Source organism: Caballeronia sp. LjRoot34 (genome assembly GCF_964253815.1).
GTDB lineage: Bacteria > Pseudomonadota > Gammaproteobacteria > Burkholderiales > Burkholderiaceae > Caballeronia.
This window is the reverse complement of the sequence record NZ_CAXUSB020000001.1, coordinates 3631556-3647206: the sequence shown is the minus strand read 5'-3', so window position 1 is coordinate 3647206 and position 15651 is coordinate 3631556. Positions and strand designations below refer to the sequence as shown.

General features: G+C 60.3%; 13 protein-coding genes and 3 pseudogenes. 12 read left to right on the top strand and 4 right to left on the bottom strand.

The features are described 5' to 3' along the window. Positions 1-214 precede the first annotated feature (214 nt). From ACSQ36_RS16335 to ACSQ36_RS16320, 4 genes are all read left to right on the top strand, one after another. Positions 215-874: a VTT domain-containing protein gene (locus tag ACSQ36_RS16335; RefSeq protein ID WP_436182686.1), complete on the top strand. Its 660-nt coding sequence runs from the start codon at positions 215-217 to the stop codon at positions 872-874. Positions 875-1353: 479 nt separating this feature from the next. Further along, on the top strand, positions 1354-2271 hold the full coding sequence (locus tag ACSQ36_RS16330) for a peptidoglycan DD-metalloendopeptidase family protein (RefSeq protein ID WP_436182685.1): 918 nt from the start codon (positions 1354-1356) through the stop codon (positions 2269-2271). 43 nt (positions 2272-2314) lie between these two features. Continuing rightward, on the top strand, positions 2315-2869 hold the full coding sequence (gene bamE / locus ACSQ36_RS16325; protein ID WP_436182684.1) for an outer membrane protein assembly factor BamE domain-containing protein: 555 nt from the start codon (positions 2315-2317) through the stop codon (positions 2867-2869). Positions 2870-2908: 39 nt separating this feature from the next. Beyond that, positions 2909-3124 (top strand): hypothetical protein, encoded by a 216-nt coding sequence (locus tag ACSQ36_RS16320; protein ID WP_436182683.1) that lies wholly within the window; start codon positions 2909-2911, stop codon positions 3122-3124. Positions 3125-3354: 230 nt separating this feature from the next. Here ACSQ36_RS16320 and ACSQ36_RS16315 read toward each other — a convergent pair whose 3' ends face one another. Next, positions 3355-3759, bottom strand: a complete 405-nt coding sequence (locus ACSQ36_RS16315) for a FadR/GntR family transcriptional regulator (protein ID WP_436182682.1) — start codon at positions 3757-3759, stop codon at positions 3355-3357. Between the two features lie 256 nt (positions 3760-4015). Here ACSQ36_RS16315 and ACSQ36_RS16310 point away from each other — a divergent pair, with 256 nt between their 5' ends. After that, positions 4016-4348: a DUF4148 domain-containing protein gene (locus tag ACSQ36_RS16310; RefSeq protein ID WP_213767201.1), complete on the top strand. Its 333-nt coding sequence runs from the start codon at positions 4016-4018 to the stop codon at positions 4346-4348. Positions 4349-4446: 98 nt separating this feature from the next. Here ACSQ36_RS16310 and ACSQ36_RS16305 read toward each other — a convergent pair whose 3' ends face one another. Then, positions 4447-4875 carry a DUF3293 domain-containing protein gene (locus tag ACSQ36_RS16305; protein WP_436182681.1) on the bottom strand — a complete coding sequence of 143 codons (429 nt, stop codon included), beginning with the start codon at positions 4873-4875 and terminating at the stop codon, positions 4447-4449. A gap of 222 nt (positions 4876-5097) precedes the next feature. Between ACSQ36_RS16305 and ACSQ36_RS16300 the strand changes: the two genes are divergently transcribed. From ACSQ36_RS16300 to ACSQ36_RS16280, 5 genes and pseudogenes are all read left to right on the top strand, one after another. Then, positions 5098-6243, top strand: a complete 1146-nt coding sequence (locus ACSQ36_RS16300) for a glycosyltransferase (RefSeq protein WP_436182680.1) — start codon at positions 5098-5100, stop codon at positions 6241-6243. A gap of 252 nt (positions 6244-6495) precedes the next feature. Then, positions 6496-7908: pseudogene (gene aceB / locus ACSQ36_RS16295) on the top strand (malate synthase A); the annotation flags it as partial. A gap of 391 nt (positions 7909-8299) precedes the next feature. After that, positions 8300-8530: a CopG family transcriptional regulator gene (locus ACSQ36_RS16290; RefSeq protein ID WP_436182679.1), complete on the top strand. Its 231-nt coding sequence runs from the start codon at positions 8300-8302 to the stop codon at positions 8528-8530. Beyond that, positions 8530-9003 (top strand): TA system VapC family ribonuclease toxin, encoded by a 474-nt coding sequence (locus ACSQ36_RS16285; RefSeq protein WP_436182678.1) that lies wholly within the window; start codon positions 8530-8532, stop codon positions 9001-9003. Before ACSQ36_RS16290 ends, ACSQ36_RS16285 begins: the two co-directional genes overlap by 1 nt. 431 nt (positions 9004-9434) lie before the next feature. Then, the gene (locus ACSQ36_RS16280; RefSeq protein WP_436182677.1) at positions 9435-9632 is read left to right on the top strand and encodes a hypothetical protein; all 198 of its coding nucleotides are present in this window, start codon (positions 9435-9437) and stop codon (positions 9630-9632) included. Between the two features lie 297 nt (positions 9633-9929). On the opposite strand, the pseudogene ACSQ36_RS16275 reads toward ACSQ36_RS16280, so the two are convergent. Continuing rightward, positions 9930-12492: pseudogene (locus ACSQ36_RS16275) on the bottom strand (indolepyruvate ferredoxin oxidoreductase family protein); the annotation flags it as partial. A 105-nt stretch (positions 12493-12597) separates the two neighbouring features. Between ACSQ36_RS16275 and ACSQ36_RS16270 the strand changes: the two are divergent. Continuing rightward, positions 12598-13504: pseudogene (locus ACSQ36_RS16270) on the top strand (LysR family transcriptional regulator). Between the two features lie 64 nt (positions 13505-13568). Here ACSQ36_RS16270 and ACSQ36_RS16265 read toward each other — a convergent pair. After that, positions 13569-14465: a LysR family transcriptional regulator gene (locus ACSQ36_RS16265; RefSeq protein WP_436182676.1), complete on the bottom strand. Its 897-nt coding sequence runs from the start codon at positions 14463-14465 to the stop codon at positions 13569-13571. A gap of 143 nt (positions 14466-14608) precedes the next feature. Here ACSQ36_RS16265 and ACSQ36_RS16260 point away from each other — a divergent pair, with 143 nt between their 5' ends. Next, the gene (locus ACSQ36_RS16260) at positions 14609-15622 is read left to right on the top strand and encodes a glycine betaine ABC transporter substrate-binding protein (RefSeq protein WP_436182675.1); all 1014 of its coding nucleotides are present in this window, start codon (positions 14609-14611) and stop codon (positions 15620-15622) included. The last annotated feature ends 29 nt before the right edge of the window (positions 15623-15651 follow it).

Sequence of the window (15651 nt, the reverse complement as noted above, 5' to 3'; positions counted from 1 at the left end):
TGTCTGTCACCGACTGGCGTACTGTTCTACGCGCTCCAGAGCGTCGAAAACGGGCGGATTAGCGCGAAAACCTGCCGATGAACACGCGCTTCGCGAATTTTCCAGCGTCGAGTTCGGTATCATGGCGCGACTGTTTTTATCGTAACAACATGCCCGCGCATGCTAGCTGCTATTGCTGGTTTCCCGCTCATTTCATCCTGGTCGAGGCCCCCTTTTGGATACGCTGCTGTCATTCCTGAGTCTTATTCTCCACATCGACAAATCGCTCGGTTTTTTCATCCAGCATTACGGCGGCTGGGTGTACGCGGTGCTGTTCCTGATCGTTTTCTGCGAAACGGGGCTCGTGGTGTTTCCGTTCCTGCCGGGCGACTCGCTGCTGTTCATCGGCGGCGCATTCGCGGCGAGCGGGTCAATGGATCTAGGCACGCTGATCGTCCTGCTGCTGATCGCGGCCATCCTCGGGAATACGGTGAATTACTGGATTGGCCGCGCGATCGGCCCCAAGGTATTCGATACTCACATTCCCGTGCTCGAACGTTTCCTCGATCGCGAAGCGCTTCGCAAGACGCAAGGTTTCTACGAAAGGCACGGCGGCAAAACCATCGTGCTCGCGCGCTTCGTACCGATCGTGCGGACGTTTGCGCCCTTCGTGGCAGGCGCATCGGCGATGAAAGCGTCGCGGTTTCAGTTGTTCAACATACTGGGCGCGCTGATCTGGGTATTGCTGCTCGTGTTGCTCGGTTATTTCTTCGGCAATATCCCGTTTATTCGCCAGTATCTGAACGTGATCGCGCTGGTCGGGGTGTGCGCGGCGATCGTGCCGATCGCGCTGGGCGCAGTGTGGAAAGTCATGCGGCGTAAAGCGGGTAATTGAGTCGGATGGATTGGTTCGATTGATTGGTTCGTCAAGCGCTTTCGAAGTCGCCGGGCCGGCACTTTGAAGCGCGCATATCACGGGCAGGCTACTTGGCCCGCTGGCGTCTTCGCCGCCAAAACGTAAAAGGTTAGAATGCCGAATTGTCGGCTCGGTGGTTCGAATATCGAGACGAACGATTCCGGCGTTTCGTGAACAAACGTTAAATGTTTTATGCTGGCGAACGTTGGCCAGGTCTTATCGCTGATGTTGGAACGAACAAGAAGTGAAGCGGGAGCGGCGTGTAACTGGCGCCGTCTCAGGCTGGCGGTGGCGGTGCTGGGTGTAACGGCGCTACTCGCCGGCTGCGGGATTTTTGGTTGCAGCGGCAGTGCAACGAACGGCGGGGCTTTCGGCGGATGTGGCGCCGGCATGCGGTTCTGAGCGCCTGGACGCAGCCCGAAAATATCGATAACAGGAAGTCAGGGAAAACGGCAAGCATGGCGGTATCGCGTTCAGGTAATTCAGGATGGGCCGTCAACGGCCGCGGGGGAGTGCTCGGTGCGCTCGTTTCTATTGGCGTAGCTGTCTCGATCGCCGGTTGCTCGACGGCGCTGACGCCCGCGCCTATCGTCGAGCAGTCGACGGGCGGCACGAGCTCGCCAGCACTGATCCCCACGACGCCGCCGGGCACCGGGTCCGCCGGGCCGGCCGCCATTGCGCCGCCGGTGCAGGTGGATGCCGGTGCGGGGTTTTATCGGGTGAAACCGGGCGATACGCTCTATGGCATCGCGCGCGCGCAAAAGCAGCGTCCGTCCGATCTCATCAAGTGGAACAACCTGCCTGAAAGCAAACAGGTCAACATCGACCAGTTGTTGCGGGTGGCGCCGCCGGGCAGCACGGGCACGGCCGCCAACGGTGACGACTGGAGCAAACAGGCTGCATCGTCGGCCTCGAAGGCGGGGCCACCGATCATCGGCGCACCGGCCGCGACGGCGAGCAATAACAACTCCCCGGCCGACACCAGCACGCCTCAGACCAATTCGAAGGGCGCGTGGCTCACGTGGCCGGCACAAGGCGACGTGATCACGAAGTTCGGCGAAGGCGGCAGCAAAGGTATCGATATTGGCGGCAAGCTCGGCGAACCGGTGAAAGCGGCGGCTGCGGGCAGGGTCGTGTATGCGGGCAGCGGTCTGCGTGCTTACGGGCAGATGATCATCGTCAAGCACGGCAACGACTTCCTGACCGCGTACGCGCACAACGGCAAGCTGCTAGTGAAGGAAGGCGACACCGTCCGCCAGGGCGCGACCATCGCGGAAATGGGAACCGGGCCGAGCAACAAGCCGTTGCTTCACTTCGAGCTTCGCAAGTCGGGACAGGCCGTGGATCCGGTGCCATCCCTGAAGAAGGCCGGATGATGAACACGGTGCGCAGCGCGCATGCGACGGGAGCCTGGCTCGTATGAAAAGGCTTTTGCTCGCTGCCACGTGCGTGTCCGCTGTGCTGCTCGCCGGCTGCAACGACCAGCAAAATGCGGATGCCATGAACAAGCTCAAGGCGTTTTTCAACGCCGTCAAACCCGACACGTTGCTATTGAAGGACCTGACGCCGGGCGTGACGACCGAGGCGCAGATTCGCGACCAGATGGGCGAGCCGGAAACGGCGCGAACCTACACCGACGGCTCGAAGCGTTTCGAATATCCGCGTGGTCCGGCGGGTACGAATACCTATTTCGTCGATATCGATGCAAACGGCAAATTTGTCTCGGTCACGCAAGTGCTGACCGCGGAGAACATCGCCAAGGTACGGCCGGGCATGACGCAGGACGAAGTGCGCCGCTTGCTGGGCAAGCCGACTACCAGCGCCGAATATCCGCTCAAAAAAGAGCGCGTGTGGAGCTGGCATTGGGAGGAGGGCGGCGTGACGCGCGACGCCATGTTCAACGCGCATTTCGGCCCCGATGGCATAGTGACGACTACATCGCGATCGGAAGCATCAGGCGGCGGCCAGCATTGAGTTGCGCGGCGGGGCGTTTCAATATCGGTACCCATACTCATGGATCACCAAAAATCAAAACACGCGCTTGGGCGCGAGACATTGATGGCGCTGGCGGCGCGTCATCGCGAGGACCGGGCGTTAACGTTTGAAGCGGCTGATGCAGGCTGGCAATGCGGCCGCGGGCACGCGTGGGACGACGGCCTGAGCGCCGCGCAGAACGTGCGTTGCATGAAACTGCGACGCAGCGCCGCGAACAGCACACCGAGCGGCTGAAGGCCCTTGCCGAGGAGCGGGGCGGGAGACTGTTGTCGGCGAGTTACGTCGATGCCACCACGCCTTTGCGATGGGAATGCTCGTTCGGGCATAGCTGGGAGGCGCAAGCGGAGGTTGCCACGCGATGCTGGTGTGCGGAGTGCATGCGCCGAGGCGTGTACGACATGGCGATAGCGTCCCGAAAGTAAGGCCAGGCGGAAACGCTTTTTCTCTTGTATAAAAAGTTGCGCCTAACGCCCGGCATCCAGCGAAATCCCCAAGTGCTGCCGAAACATCTCGAGATGTTCATGCATGGCGGTACGCGCCGCTTTCGCATCCTGTTTCTCGATTGCCCGCAGAATCTTTTGATGGCCTTTCCAGGAGCGTTCCGGCGCCCTCGGCAACTCTTCGGTCGGGACGTATCCGTCGCGGATCACCTCACGCACGGGATCCAGCATTGTCCGCAGCAATCGATTATTAGCCGCTTCACCGATCACATCGTGAAACTCCACATCGAGTTCTGTATAGGCGCCGTGTTGATCCAGGACGCTGCCCATCTGCGTCACCAGCTCCATCAGCCGCCCGAGTTGTTCCGTCGTCCGGCGCGTGGCCGCCAGCGCGGCGAGTCCTTCTTCTGCGCAACGCTGTACTTCCAAAACCTCCTCCAGCATTCGCTGGCCGCGCGGTGACGTCACGTGCGCAAACAGCACCATCGACACGCGGGCAACACTGGCCGACGCGCTCGATCCGCCATGACAACGCCGTTCATGTGCTTGCCGATTGGCTCATCAAATAGGTGCTTCCAAAATCCTTACCACGCACGCGCGCAAATTATTTTCGACTTATCGGGAATAGAGGGGAAAAAAATGGGTTCGCCCTAGTACCAACCCGTTAAACACTCTGGAGTCGAAAATGAAAAAGATTGCCCTGTTCGTGATGTCCGCCGCTGTCCTCGCATCGTCAAGCGCATTTGCCCAGGCTCAAGGCCTGACCCGCGCCGAAGTCCGCCAACAACTCGTTGAAGCGCAGCAAGACGGGTCACAATTCGTCAGTAACACGTCGTATCCCGATGTGGCTCGCATCTATACGAATCAGGTTGCGCAAGCCAGGCAGGGCACGTCGGCCTATGGCGGCGTGGCAGCCGGTTCGAGCGCCAGTTCCTCGCGTGTTGCGAATATCGGCAGCCCGAGTCATGAGGCTTGTGTCGGACCGTATAGCTTCTGCAACATCTATGCGGGTTCTTGATGACAGCACGGACGACTCGTTCATGGTTAGATCGAGTCGCGAGTCGTCCTGTCGTGATTGCACGGGCTTAAGCGATTAGCGTTAGCTGCTTGAACGAATTATCGGAGCAGGATCAATTGAGGCACAGTGTCCGCGCCGCACCATACAATTGCATTTTGGTCATGTTTCACACCGAGTTGTTTTGCATCACTAAGGATAAGGCCGAGAACCAGGAAGCTCGGTTCACCCGGCCATGTGCCTGACGGATGCTCGCCTGTCCCTTCGATAAAGCGTAAGTTCATGCGGCTAAGTTCTTCCGCAAGCGCGGCTTGCCGCAGAGTGTTGGCCGTGGCATTGGTCATCTCGCTGAATGGATTCGCCGCGGTGATAAACGCGCTGCAGTCAACGCCAAAGGCCCGGTGAAGTTTGGCGAGATCAGGATTGGCGCGGCCTATGCGCAGCGTCGTGGGAGCATTGCCCAGGACGCGATAATGAGTTTCATTGTAAGCCCGGAGCGTGTCCGGATCGATGGTCGAATTGAACTGCAAAGCAATCTCCTTGCGATAAAAACGCCCGATATATCAGAGTTTCACCCTCTATTGTGCGCGTTGTCGAACACACGGTATCAATGTGATACAGGCCGTTGTGTTAGCTACCTCTCGCTCAGCGTGAATGTCTTGAGCCACGGTGTTCACCGCGCCGCCCAGCACCTGTACGATGCTTTTTTTAGCATATAAAGCGCCCGCGCAGGCGCCATTATCGAGGGGCATATGGATTCACCTATCCTGGCGAACGAGGACATGGAGGGCAGGCCGATCAGCGTTCATATTCATCTTTACTATGGCGTTGATCCAAGCCGGTATCGGAAAGACGAGAACGTTGGGTGCCTGTACGGTTATCACCACGTCGAGTCGGAATCGATGACCCTTTCGTATTCCCACGATCATCCCGAAGGACGTGTTCTCCGCACTATTCGACGCGGCTTGAAAGCGCTTCTCGGTTGCGATCTCGTTCATACATTTCGCAATCGCGCAGCGCTGCTTGAGGCGGACGTGATCTGGACGCATACGGAGCGCGAGTATCTATCGGCGGCGTTATTGCTGATGCTCAAACGTGGTCCGAATAAACCGCTTCTGCTTGCACAAAGCGTGTGGCTGCTCGACATATGGGAATCGCTTAGCGTGTTCAAGCGCGTGATCTTCAAGAGGCTGCTAAGCCAGGCGAGCTTGCTGACGACCCTGACTCACGACAACGCAGCGCTCACGAAAAAATTCTGGAATCGCGAAGCAACGGTGGTGCTCTACGGTGTCAGTACCGACGATTTCCCTTTGCAGCCAGTGTCCGAGTGGCGTCCTCACGAACCGTTGCGCGTGGCGGCCATTGGTAATGATCGCGACCGTGATTGGCAGACCTTCATGGCCGCGTTTGAAAACGATCCACGCTTCAACGCGAGGCTGGCGACCCAGCGCAAAGTCACGCATTCTGATCGGGCGGATAACGTTGTTGTCGCGCCGGTGTCGGGGTTGGCGGAGCAACGTGCGCTCTATGAATGGGCCGATGTAATCGTCGTGCCGCTTCATCCCAATCACCATGCATCGGGCATTACGGTTTTGCTCGAAGCGGTGACGGCCGGCAAGGCGGTCGTTGCAACGGGCATAGGCGGTCTGTCCGACTATTTCTCCGATGACGCCGTCTCATACGTACCGGTCCACGATGCACAAAGCCTGCGCGAGACTGTCGCCGCGCTAGGCGCCGACCCTGAAGGCACGACGAAGCGAATTCGTCGCGCGCAGCAGGAGTTGGTGTCGAAGGATTTGACGACGCGCGGTTTCGCCCGGCAACACGTCATGCTGACTCATCAAATGTTGCAGAACGCGGTGTCGGACGAACGAGTCGAGCCACTTGTGCGCGCTTAGCGGAGCAGGCGCGTGGGCGCTTCACAGGTTCAGCGGCACATACGGAAACAGGTTGCTTGTCTCACGACACGCGGCCTGTTTTTTTATTGGACAAATAAGCCAAGCCCGTCAATGAAACGCGAGCCCACGCATTGTGCGGAAATCGACAACGTGACGTTTCCTTTTCGCGGTTGAACAATTCCGCTATAGCGTCGATAGTGAAACCAAACCGCCGCATGCTGAGCCAGCCGGCCGGGAACACACAAACACTTTGTGGAGTTCAGGTTGGCCAAGACAACTCGCGCGAGCTGCGCCATCGAAAGCGATGCGGCGGATCTATTTCCGGATGTGTGGTCCGTTGACGCCACGGAGTTTATCGTGGCGCTGGATCGCGAATTTGCGCAGCCGCGCCAGCACGTTCTCCACTACCGTAAAGAATGCTCGGGCCATCGCCTGAACGGCGGTAACTTCGAATTCTTATCCAGCACAGCCGGCATCCGCAATGATCCCGATTGGCGCGTTCCCGCACCTCCCCAAGATTTGATCGACAGACCCGTGGAGATTGCCGGTCCGGCAGAGAACCGGAAGATTGTCATCAATGCGCTCAATGCTCATGCGCAAGTATGGGTGGCCGATCTGGAAGATGCGATGTCGCCCACCTGGCACAACGCCATGGCGAGTCAGCGAAACCTGAAAGAAGCGGTCATGGGCGATATCACCTACCGTGACCCTCGAGGCAAGCAATACAGGCTCGAAGGCGGCACGACGGCGATCGTGGTCAGGCCGCGCGGCTGGCATTTGCCCGAGCAGCATGTGACGGTTGATGGACACGCTGCATCGGCCAGCCTGGTCGATTTCGGCCTGTACTTCTTTCATTGCGCGCGCAGGCAACTCGAGCGCGGAAGCGGGCCTTACTTCTACTTGCCGAAGCTTGAAAACCACCTCGAAGCAAAGCTGTGGAACGATGTATTCGAATTTGCGCAGGACTGGATTGGTGTTCCCCGTGGCAGCATTCGCGCGACCGTGCTTATCGAGCACATTGGCGCAGCGTACGAAATGGACGAGATCCTGCATGCTCTTGGTCCTCATGCCGCTGGGCTAACCGCTGGCCGGTGGGATTATCTGTTCAGTATTGCGAAGGAATTTAGGAATCGACGGGATTTTGTCTTGCCCGACCGCGCGGAATTGACGATGGGGCTGCCGTTCATGCGCGCTTACACCGAGCTCCTGGTCCGCACGTGTCATCGACGTGGTACGCATGCGTTGGGTGGTGTCGCCACGCAGATTCCGGATCGACACGATCCCGAGGCGCAACGCCGCGCGGTCGAAGTCGTGCGCCGCGACAAGGAACGCGAGGCGATCGAGGGTTTCGACGGCACCTGGGTCGTTCACCCGGATCTGGTTCCGGTCTGTCACGCCGCTTTCGAGCACGTACTGTGCGGGCACCCGCATCAGATCGGCCGCTCGCACGGCGAGGTCGAGGTCGAGGCAACGGCCGCGGACCTGATGGCGGCCGATCGCCTGGATGGCTCTGTCACCGAGCATGGCTTGCGATCCAACATCGCGGTGTCTATCCGATACCTGGAGGCGTGGTTGCGCGGTCATGGATCGGTCAGGCTGTTCGGTCTCATGGAAGGCGCGGCGACCGTCGAGATTGCCCGGTCGCAGGTCTGGCAATGGCTGCGCCACGGCACGCGTCTGCTGGATGGGTGTCAGGTGACGCGCGAACTGGTTCGCGACATGTCGGCAGGAGGCTGTATACCATCGCGCTTGCCTTCGCCCCGGCGACAGTGTCTGCAAAGAGCCGTGCCTTCATTGCGGTACAGATGGCCTGATGTCACGCTGATGTCACGTTCTATGACGTTGTTGTGCGACCCGGCATTGCCCCGGCCCGACAGTGTACGGAACTACATGTGGCAAGTCACTCTTCGCTCCCGGAACTCATAACTGGACGGCTAATGACGGGAATTCCGCGCCGACCTTGTGGAGAGTTACTACGAAACACAGAGTCTCGGGACGATGTTTGATGTTTGATGTTGTTGGCGTTATCCTGATGGTGTTGCCACAGGAGGACGTCATGCGAACCACCCTCGATATCGACGACGACGTGCTCGCGCTCGCTCGCGCCCGTGCCGAGCGCGAGCACATATCGATTGGCCGCGTCCTGTCCGCACTAGCCCGAGCGGCGTTGCAGCCAACGGGTACTTCGCCGGCCATGCGCAACGGGCTGCCCGTGCTGCCGAACGCGCGCACTGCGCGCCCGGTCACGTCGGAACTCGTCAACAAGTTGCGTGACGAGGCGCCCTGATGGCGTATCTGCTCGATGTCAATGTTCTGATCGCGCTACTCGATGCTGGTCATGTGCAGCACGAGGCGGCGCACGCGTGGTTCGGTCAGGTTGGGCGGACCGACTGGGCGACCTGTCCGCTGACCGAAAACGGTGTGTTGCGCATTATCGGGAACCCGCGCTATCCGAACACGATGGAAACGCCTGCGGCGGTCGCGCCGCTCGTGGCGCAGCTACGAGCGCATCCCGGCCACGAATTCTGGTCTGACGACGTGAGCCTGCTCAATCCGGATCATGTCGACGTGAGTCGACTGCTCACGACCGGCCAGGTAACTGATACCTATCTGCTTGCGCTCGCGCGCACGCACGGCGGCAGGTTGGCAACCTTCGATCGCTGGCTTGTGGTTGACGCAGTGCCGGACGGCACGCGCCACCTCGAAGTGATCAACCCGGCGGGAGTCGGGTCTGAAACGACTCGCTCTGGTCGCGCATGAGGGATGTCCGGCGGGATAGGCGGCTCCTCTGGTTCGACGCCCGTTATTCCCGCCTGGCCGGCATTCCTGGCATGTTGAGATCAGCTCCTGGTTCGTTGGGCGAAACTGGTCTATAAAGGGAAACACAATCTGATCCGGTTAACGTGCGAAGCACGACCGAGTACGCGTTAGCGGCCCGTGGTATAGATGTGCGTCTGACGCGCCGTAACGCAACACACCAGAGCCTGCGCAAGCAGGCTTTGTGCTTTCTGGATTCCGGTTTTCTCACCGGTGCGCCGCCCGCAGCAGGTCTGTCCGATGGTTGTGATGGATAGGGGGCGCCTGCCTTGTCGATATTCCGGGTCTCATGGTGACGGAGGCTGCACATGAGATCGCTCATTGTTCGACATTGGCGCAGAATGCCCGCGGGCTGGGACCGCGGGCAGTCACAGATGGATGACGAGGAAAACGGCGAAGTCACGCCAACGAAGATGACGCCCCACCAGTTCATCGACTGGTTCGAGCACGAAGAAATCGACTCCGACTGGCTGCCGTTGTTCATCGACATAATTGTCGGCAAGCCTGCGCCGGGAGAGATCGACTTTATTCCGTTGCAGATGTTGAATATGCCGCACAGTCAATGGCGATAGTCGATTCGATGCGGGCGGTGCTAGGCGAGGCAACGCCGAGCGCATTGCTCGGGCCCATGCCTGACGCTCCGGCCAGCCTCCGGAAATCGATGGTGCGAGTACCGATGCCGATTCCCGAGAATCGCGACTTTCTCTCTACGGACGAGTTCGCTGCGGTGATGGCCGTTGATCCTCGATCCATTCGGAAACGGTACTCCAGTGAGGGAAGCTACCACGGAGTTCGTCCAACCAAACTGCCGAACCGCCGAGTGCTTTGGCCGGTTGAGGAGGTGCGGCAGTTGCGCAGCGGCGGCATCGCGGGTCGCGTACGAATTGCGCGGTCGGCGTCGCGCCGCTGTTGATCGCGGCCTTCGTGACGCCGCGTTGAGTCCGCGCCAGCACTTCGGCTGAAGCGGAGACGATCGCGTCGCAGCCGATCACCACCCGCGCTTCACCCGTCGCGATCCGTGTCGCGTGCAATTCGGCCGGTGTCGCGGCGATCTGCACGTGACTCAGTACGGCGGCGCCTTTCTGCGAGACCTGCCATGTCCAGCACGGTGAGGCCTTTGCCTTCGAGGTGCGCCGCCATCCCGAGCAAGCCGCCGATCGTCACCACACCCGTGCCGCCGACGCCGGTCACCGGCACGCCGCACGGTTTCTCGAGCGTTGCAACGCTCGGCAGCGGCAACGCGGCAAAGTCGGGTAAAGCCGCCGAAGCCGCTGGCTTCGCGGGCTTTTTCACCTGCGCGCCTTCAGCGGTGATGAAGCTCGGGCAGAAGCCATTCACGCAGGAGAAGTCCTTGTTGCACGACGACTGGTTGATCTTGCGCTTGGTGCCGAGCGGCGTCGGCAACGGCTCGACCGACAGACAGTTCGACTGTACCGAGCAGTCGCCGCAACCCTCGCACACCGTGTCGTTGATAAACGCGCGCTTCGCCGGATCGGGATACGTGCCGCGTTTGCGGCGCCGACGTTTTTCGGTGGCGCAGGTCTGGTCGTAAATGAGGATCGACGTGCCGGCTGCTTCGCGCAGTTCACGCTGCAGCCGGTCGAGCTCGTCGCGGTGATAGACCGCGACGCCTTCCGGTAGCCGTACTTTCGCGTCGTATTTCTCGGGCTCGTCGGTGACGATCAGCACCTGTTTCGCCCCTTCGGCCACGACCTGAAACGCGATCTGAGGCACGCTGAGTACGCCGTCGACAGGCTGGCCGCCGGTCATCGCGACCGCGTCGTTGTAGAGCACTTTGTAGGTGACGTTCGCGCCGGCCGCAATCGACGCGCGTATCGCCAGCAGACCGGAATGGAAATAGGTGCCGTCGCCCAGATTGACGAACACGCGACGCTCGTTCGTGAAATGCATCTGACCGGTCCACGCGACGCCTTCGCCGCCCATCTGGCTGAAGGTCTCGGTATTGCGGTCCATCCACATCGACATGTAATGGCAGCCGATGCCTGCTAGCGCGCGCGAACCTTCCGGCACGCGGGTCGACGTATTGTGCGGGCAGCCCGAGCAGAACCACGGCTGACGCTCGGTCACCGAGCGCGGCATCGCGGCCTCGCGTTCCTTGGCCTCGATGACCGCGACGCGGGCTTCGATGCGCGCGCGCAGGTCGGCGGGAAGATCGGCTTTGGCGAGGCGTCGCGCAATGGCTTTCGCAATCAGCGCCGGCGACAGTTCGTAGTGCGCGGGCAGCAGCGTCTGTCCACGCGGCACCGACCATTCGCCGCCTTCGTCGTCGCGCTGATCGTACTTGCCGAATACTTTCGGCCGCACGTCGTCGCGCCAGTTATACAGCTCTTCTTTCAGCGCATATTCGAGAATCTGACGCTTTTCCTCGACCACCAGAATCTCGTCGAGGCCGGTCGCGAAGTCGCGCGCATTCTGCGCGTCGAGCGGCCACACGCAGCCGACTTTCAATACGCGGATACCGATGCGCGCGCAGGTTTCTTCATCGAGCGACAGGTCGGTCAGCGCCTGTCTCACATCGAGATAAGCCTTGCCCGCAGTCATGATGCCGAGGCGCGGGTTGGGACTGTCGATCACCACGCGGTTCAGTTTGTTCGCCCGAATGTAGGCGAGCGCGGCATACCACTTGTAGTTCAAAAGACGCGCTTCCTGCGCGAGCGGCGAGTCGGGCCAGCGGATGTTGAGACAGCCCTCGGGCATCTCGAAGTCTTCGGGCAGAACGATCTGCAAGCGGTCGGGATCGAGTTCGATCGATGCGCTCGATTCGACGACGTCCGTCACGCATTTCATGGCAACCCAGAGTCCCGCATAGCGACCCATCGCCCAGCCGTGCAGCCCGTAGTCGAGATACTCCTGCACGCTGGCCGGATACAGCACGGGGATGCCGCTCGCCACGAACATATGCTCGGACTGATGCGCGACCGACGACGACTTCGCCGCATGATCGTCGCCCGCCAGCACCAGCACGCCACCGTTCGGATCGGTGCTGGCGGAGTTCGCGTGCTTGAAGACGTCGCCCGTACGGTCGACGCCCGGCCCTTTGCCGTACCACATGCCGAATACACCGTCGACTTTCGCACCCGGCCAGAGGTTAAGCTGCTGCGTGCCCCACACGGCGGTGGCCGCCAGGTCCTCGTTGACGCCGGGTTGAAACACCACGTCGTTTTCCTTCAGATGCTGCTTCGCTTTCCACAAGCCCTGGTCAAGCGCGCCGAGCGGTGAGCCGCGATAGCCCGAGACATAACCCGCGGTATTCAAACCGGCGAGGCGGTCGCGCGCCTTCTGCAACATGGGCAAGCGGACCAGCGCCTGAGTCCCGCTCATATAGACGCGGCCTTTTTCGAGTGTGTATTTGTCGTCTAGCGAGACGTTGGCGAGTGCGTCGCGTAGCGACGGCGAAAGCGGGGCGTTCATGGGGGAAGTCTCCGGGTGCTTATTGATCGCGGTTCCCGGCGAGAATAGGAAGCGGAATTTCCATCGTAAAATCACGAATACTGAATCCTGCTATTCGAAAAACATATGTCAAAAGACATCACCCTGCGGCAGATGCGTTACTTCGTGGCAGCCGCGCAGAGCGGCCAGTTCTCGATGGCGGCGACCGTCGAGCATGTTTCGCAGTCGGCGATTACCAATGCGGTTCTCGCCCTGGAGGAAACCCTGGGGACACGGCTCTTCGAGCGTCTGCCTCAAGGCGTGACGTTGACGCCCGATGGCCACGACTTTCTGAATCACGCCAGACACATACTCGATTCGGTTCGGGACGCGGTTTATAAGGCGCCGTTCCGGTCGCACGATCTGAAAGGCACGGTGCGGGTCGCCGCGTCGTATACGGTGCTCGGCTATTTTTTGCCGGAATTGATGGCGCGTTTTCGAGCGACCTATCGCGATGTGGTGATCGACCTGTTCGATCTGGATCGCCCGTCGATCGAACAGGCGGTGCTCGATGGCGACATCGAATTAGGTATCGTATTGCTCTCGAATGTGGAGAACGTCCGGCGTTTCCGGCACCACGTGCTGATGCGCTCGCGCCGGCAGTTGTGGACTTCGCCGTCGCATCCGCTGACGCAACTCACCACGCCGTCGCTCGCGGACATTGCGGGTTATCCGTACATTCAGATCAACGTGGATGAAGGCGAGCAATCGACGCAACGTTACCGGAGGCAGAACGACACCGCACCGGATGTCGCGTTCCGTACCAGTTCGATGGGAGGCGTTGCGCGGCCTGGTCGCGCATGGCTTCGGCGTGACCATTCTGTCGGATATGGTGTTCCGGCCGTGGTCGCTGGAAGGCAAGCGGATTGAAGCGCGGCCTGTTCTGAACGCGATTCCGCAGATGGACGTGGGGATGTTGTGGCGTAAGGGTGCAACGTTAGAAGCGCCGGCGCATGCGTTTCAGGAGTTTTTGATTCATGCGTGTGGGAGTTGAGAGTCTGGTGCAACGACGGGACTACGCGGACGCTCTTTCGGGGGGCGGACGAAGCTAACACCCGCTACATCCGTTCGAGACTGCTTACCCACTGAGGCGCCTGGTTTTCCAGGTGCTCGCAAAAATGTCGCGCCAGCGGACTCTCGATCGAACTCGGGCGCTGCACGATACCGACGCTTCGCCAGCACACCACGTCGTCGGAAAACTCCAGCGAAACCACGCCTGCCGGCAGGACGGAACACGACAAGGCCGGTAGCAAGGTCACGCCCAACCCTGAACCGACCATGGCATTGAGCGACGAAATATTGCGGATCGTCAATCGGGACGTCGCGGCAAGCTGCGCGTAAGAAGCGTTCGTCAGGCTGCGCGACGACTCGTTGAGAATCAGATTGCTGCCCGCCAGGTCTTCCCAGCGCAATGGGCGCCCGAGCTTCGCCAGCGCATCGTCTTCGGCGCAGACGAGTCGAAACTTGTCCCGGAACAGCGGCTTGAAATCGACTGCCGTCTCGCCTGGGATGGGACTGCAGATTCCGAAGTCTGCCTGCGCCGTCTCCACGAGATGAATCACCTGCAAGCTATCCGTATCGGTGAGCTCGACGTCGACATTCCGGTGTCGGGTGACGAAGTCCTTGAGCAGGTCCGGCAGCAGATGCGTCGCGACTGAAGGAACCGACGCGATCCGCAACTTGCCGGTTCGACCGTTCGCGTATGCCTTGATGATGTCGACCGCGCGATCGTAGTCGCGAATCAGCACCGTGGCGGTTTGTTCGACGAAGACGCCCAGCTCGGTCAGCTGACTTTTGCGATCTCTCTCGAACAGTTCACTAGACAGTTCATTTTCGAGCTGCGTCAGCGTCATCGAGATTGCGGAGACCGTGCGGTTCAGGCGCGCGGACGCGCCTTTGATACTTCCCGCCTCCGCCACCGCCACGAACGCCCTCAGCGCTTCGAGCTTGATCATCGCTACCCCTCTTTGCCGGCAGTTCAATTAATTTGAAGATAACTTAAAAATAATAAGATTGATTGAATATTTTCGACCCTGGATGATGAGGTCATCGAATCGGCATAGCAACGGCCAGTCGGCCAACACACATGGGGTGCGGGATGAGAACGTTTAGAGCAAGCGCAGCGGTGATGCTGCTTGTCGGGTTGCTGGGCGGCGCGTTCGCGGGCTCGGCCGTCGCCGCGGATTGCGGAACCGCGAAGAAGATCACGATCGCGGACATGACGTGGTTGTCGGCCTCCACGCTCGCCCACGTGACCCGGCAGATATTGACCGCCGGATACGGCTGCGTCGCCGAACTCACGCCCGGCGACACGGTTCCGACCGCCACCTCGATGCTGACCCGCGGACAGCCGAACATTGCGCCGGAATTCTGGGTGTCGACCACGCAGGACATCTGGAACCAGATCCAGAAGAAGGGCAATGTTTACAAAGCCAACGACATCTTCGCTTCGGGAGGCGAGGAGGGGTGGTGGGTGCCGGACTACGTTCTCAAAGAAAACCCGCAGATCAAATCCGTCCAGGATCTGAAGGCGAACTGGAAGGTTTTTGCGTCGCCGGAAAATCCCGACAAAGGCCGTCTCTATAGCAGCCCACCGGGCTGGGCGTCGGAAATCATCACGAGCAATCTGTACAAGGCGCTCGGACTTCAGAGCAGCTTCGAGCTGTTTTCGCCCGGGTCCGGCGAAGCCTTGAAAGCCTCGATCGCTCGCGCGGTGGCGCGACACCAGGCCTTCGTCGGTTACTACTGGTCGCCCACCGAGGTGATCGGGAAATACCACCTCGTGCGACTTGCCATGCCGGCGTACGACGCCGACAAGTTCGTGTGCCTGACGAAAGACGACTGTGCCAATCCTCAACTGACCGGCTGGAAAAACGGAGAAGTGGTGGTCGCCGTTTCGTCGGATATCAAAACCACCGCGCCTGCGGTCGCCACCTTTCTCGGCAAGCTACAGGTGCCTAACGACAAGCTGAACGAAGTGCTGGCCTGGGGCGACACCAACGGCGCTTCACCCGATCAGTTGGCGCAGCATTTCCTGAAGGACTACGCGAGCGTCTGGAAGGCGTGGGTGCCGGCCGACGTCGCGCAGAAAATCCAGACATCGCTTCGATAAAGCAGCGTGCCCGTGATGCAGGTATTGCG

Coding starts and splice junctions, on each gene's coding strand:
- ACSQ36_RS16330 (WP_436182685.1), top strand. CDS start 1,354: ATGGCGGTATCGCGTTCAGGTAATTCAGGATGGGCCGTCAACGGCCGC.
- bamE (WP_436182684.1), top strand. CDS start 2,315: ATGAAAAGGCTTTTGCTCGCTGCCACGTGCGTGTCCGCTGTGCTGCTC.
- ACSQ36_RS16320 (WP_436182683.1), top strand. CDS start 2,909: ATGGATCACCAAAAATCAAAACACGCGCTTGGGCGCGAGACATTGATG.
- ACSQ36_RS16310 (WP_213767201.1), top strand. CDS start 4,016: ATGAAAAAGATTGCCCTGTTCGTGATGTCCGCCGCTGTCCTCGCATCG.
- ACSQ36_RS16300 (WP_436182680.1), top strand. CDS start 5,098: ATGGATTCACCTATCCTGGCGAACGAGGACATGGAGGGCAGGCCGATC.
- ACSQ36_RS16290 (WP_436182679.1), top strand. CDS start 8,300: ATGCGAACCACCCTCGATATCGACGACGACGTGCTCGCGCTCGCTCGC.
- ACSQ36_RS16285 (WP_436182678.1), top strand. CDS start 8,530: ATGGCGTATCTGCTCGATGTCAATGTTCTGATCGCGCTACTCGATGCT.
- ACSQ36_RS16280 (WP_436182677.1), top strand. CDS start 9,435: ATGGATGACGAGGAAAACGGCGAAGTCACGCCAACGAAGATGACGCCC.
- ACSQ36_RS16265 (WP_436182676.1), bottom strand. CDS start 14,465: ATGATCAAGCTCGAAGCGCTGAGGGCGTTCGTGGCGGTGGCGGAGGCG.
- ACSQ36_RS16260 (WP_436182675.1), top strand. CDS start 14,609: ATGAGAACGTTTAGAGCAAGCGCAGCGGTGATGCTGCTTGTCGGGTTG.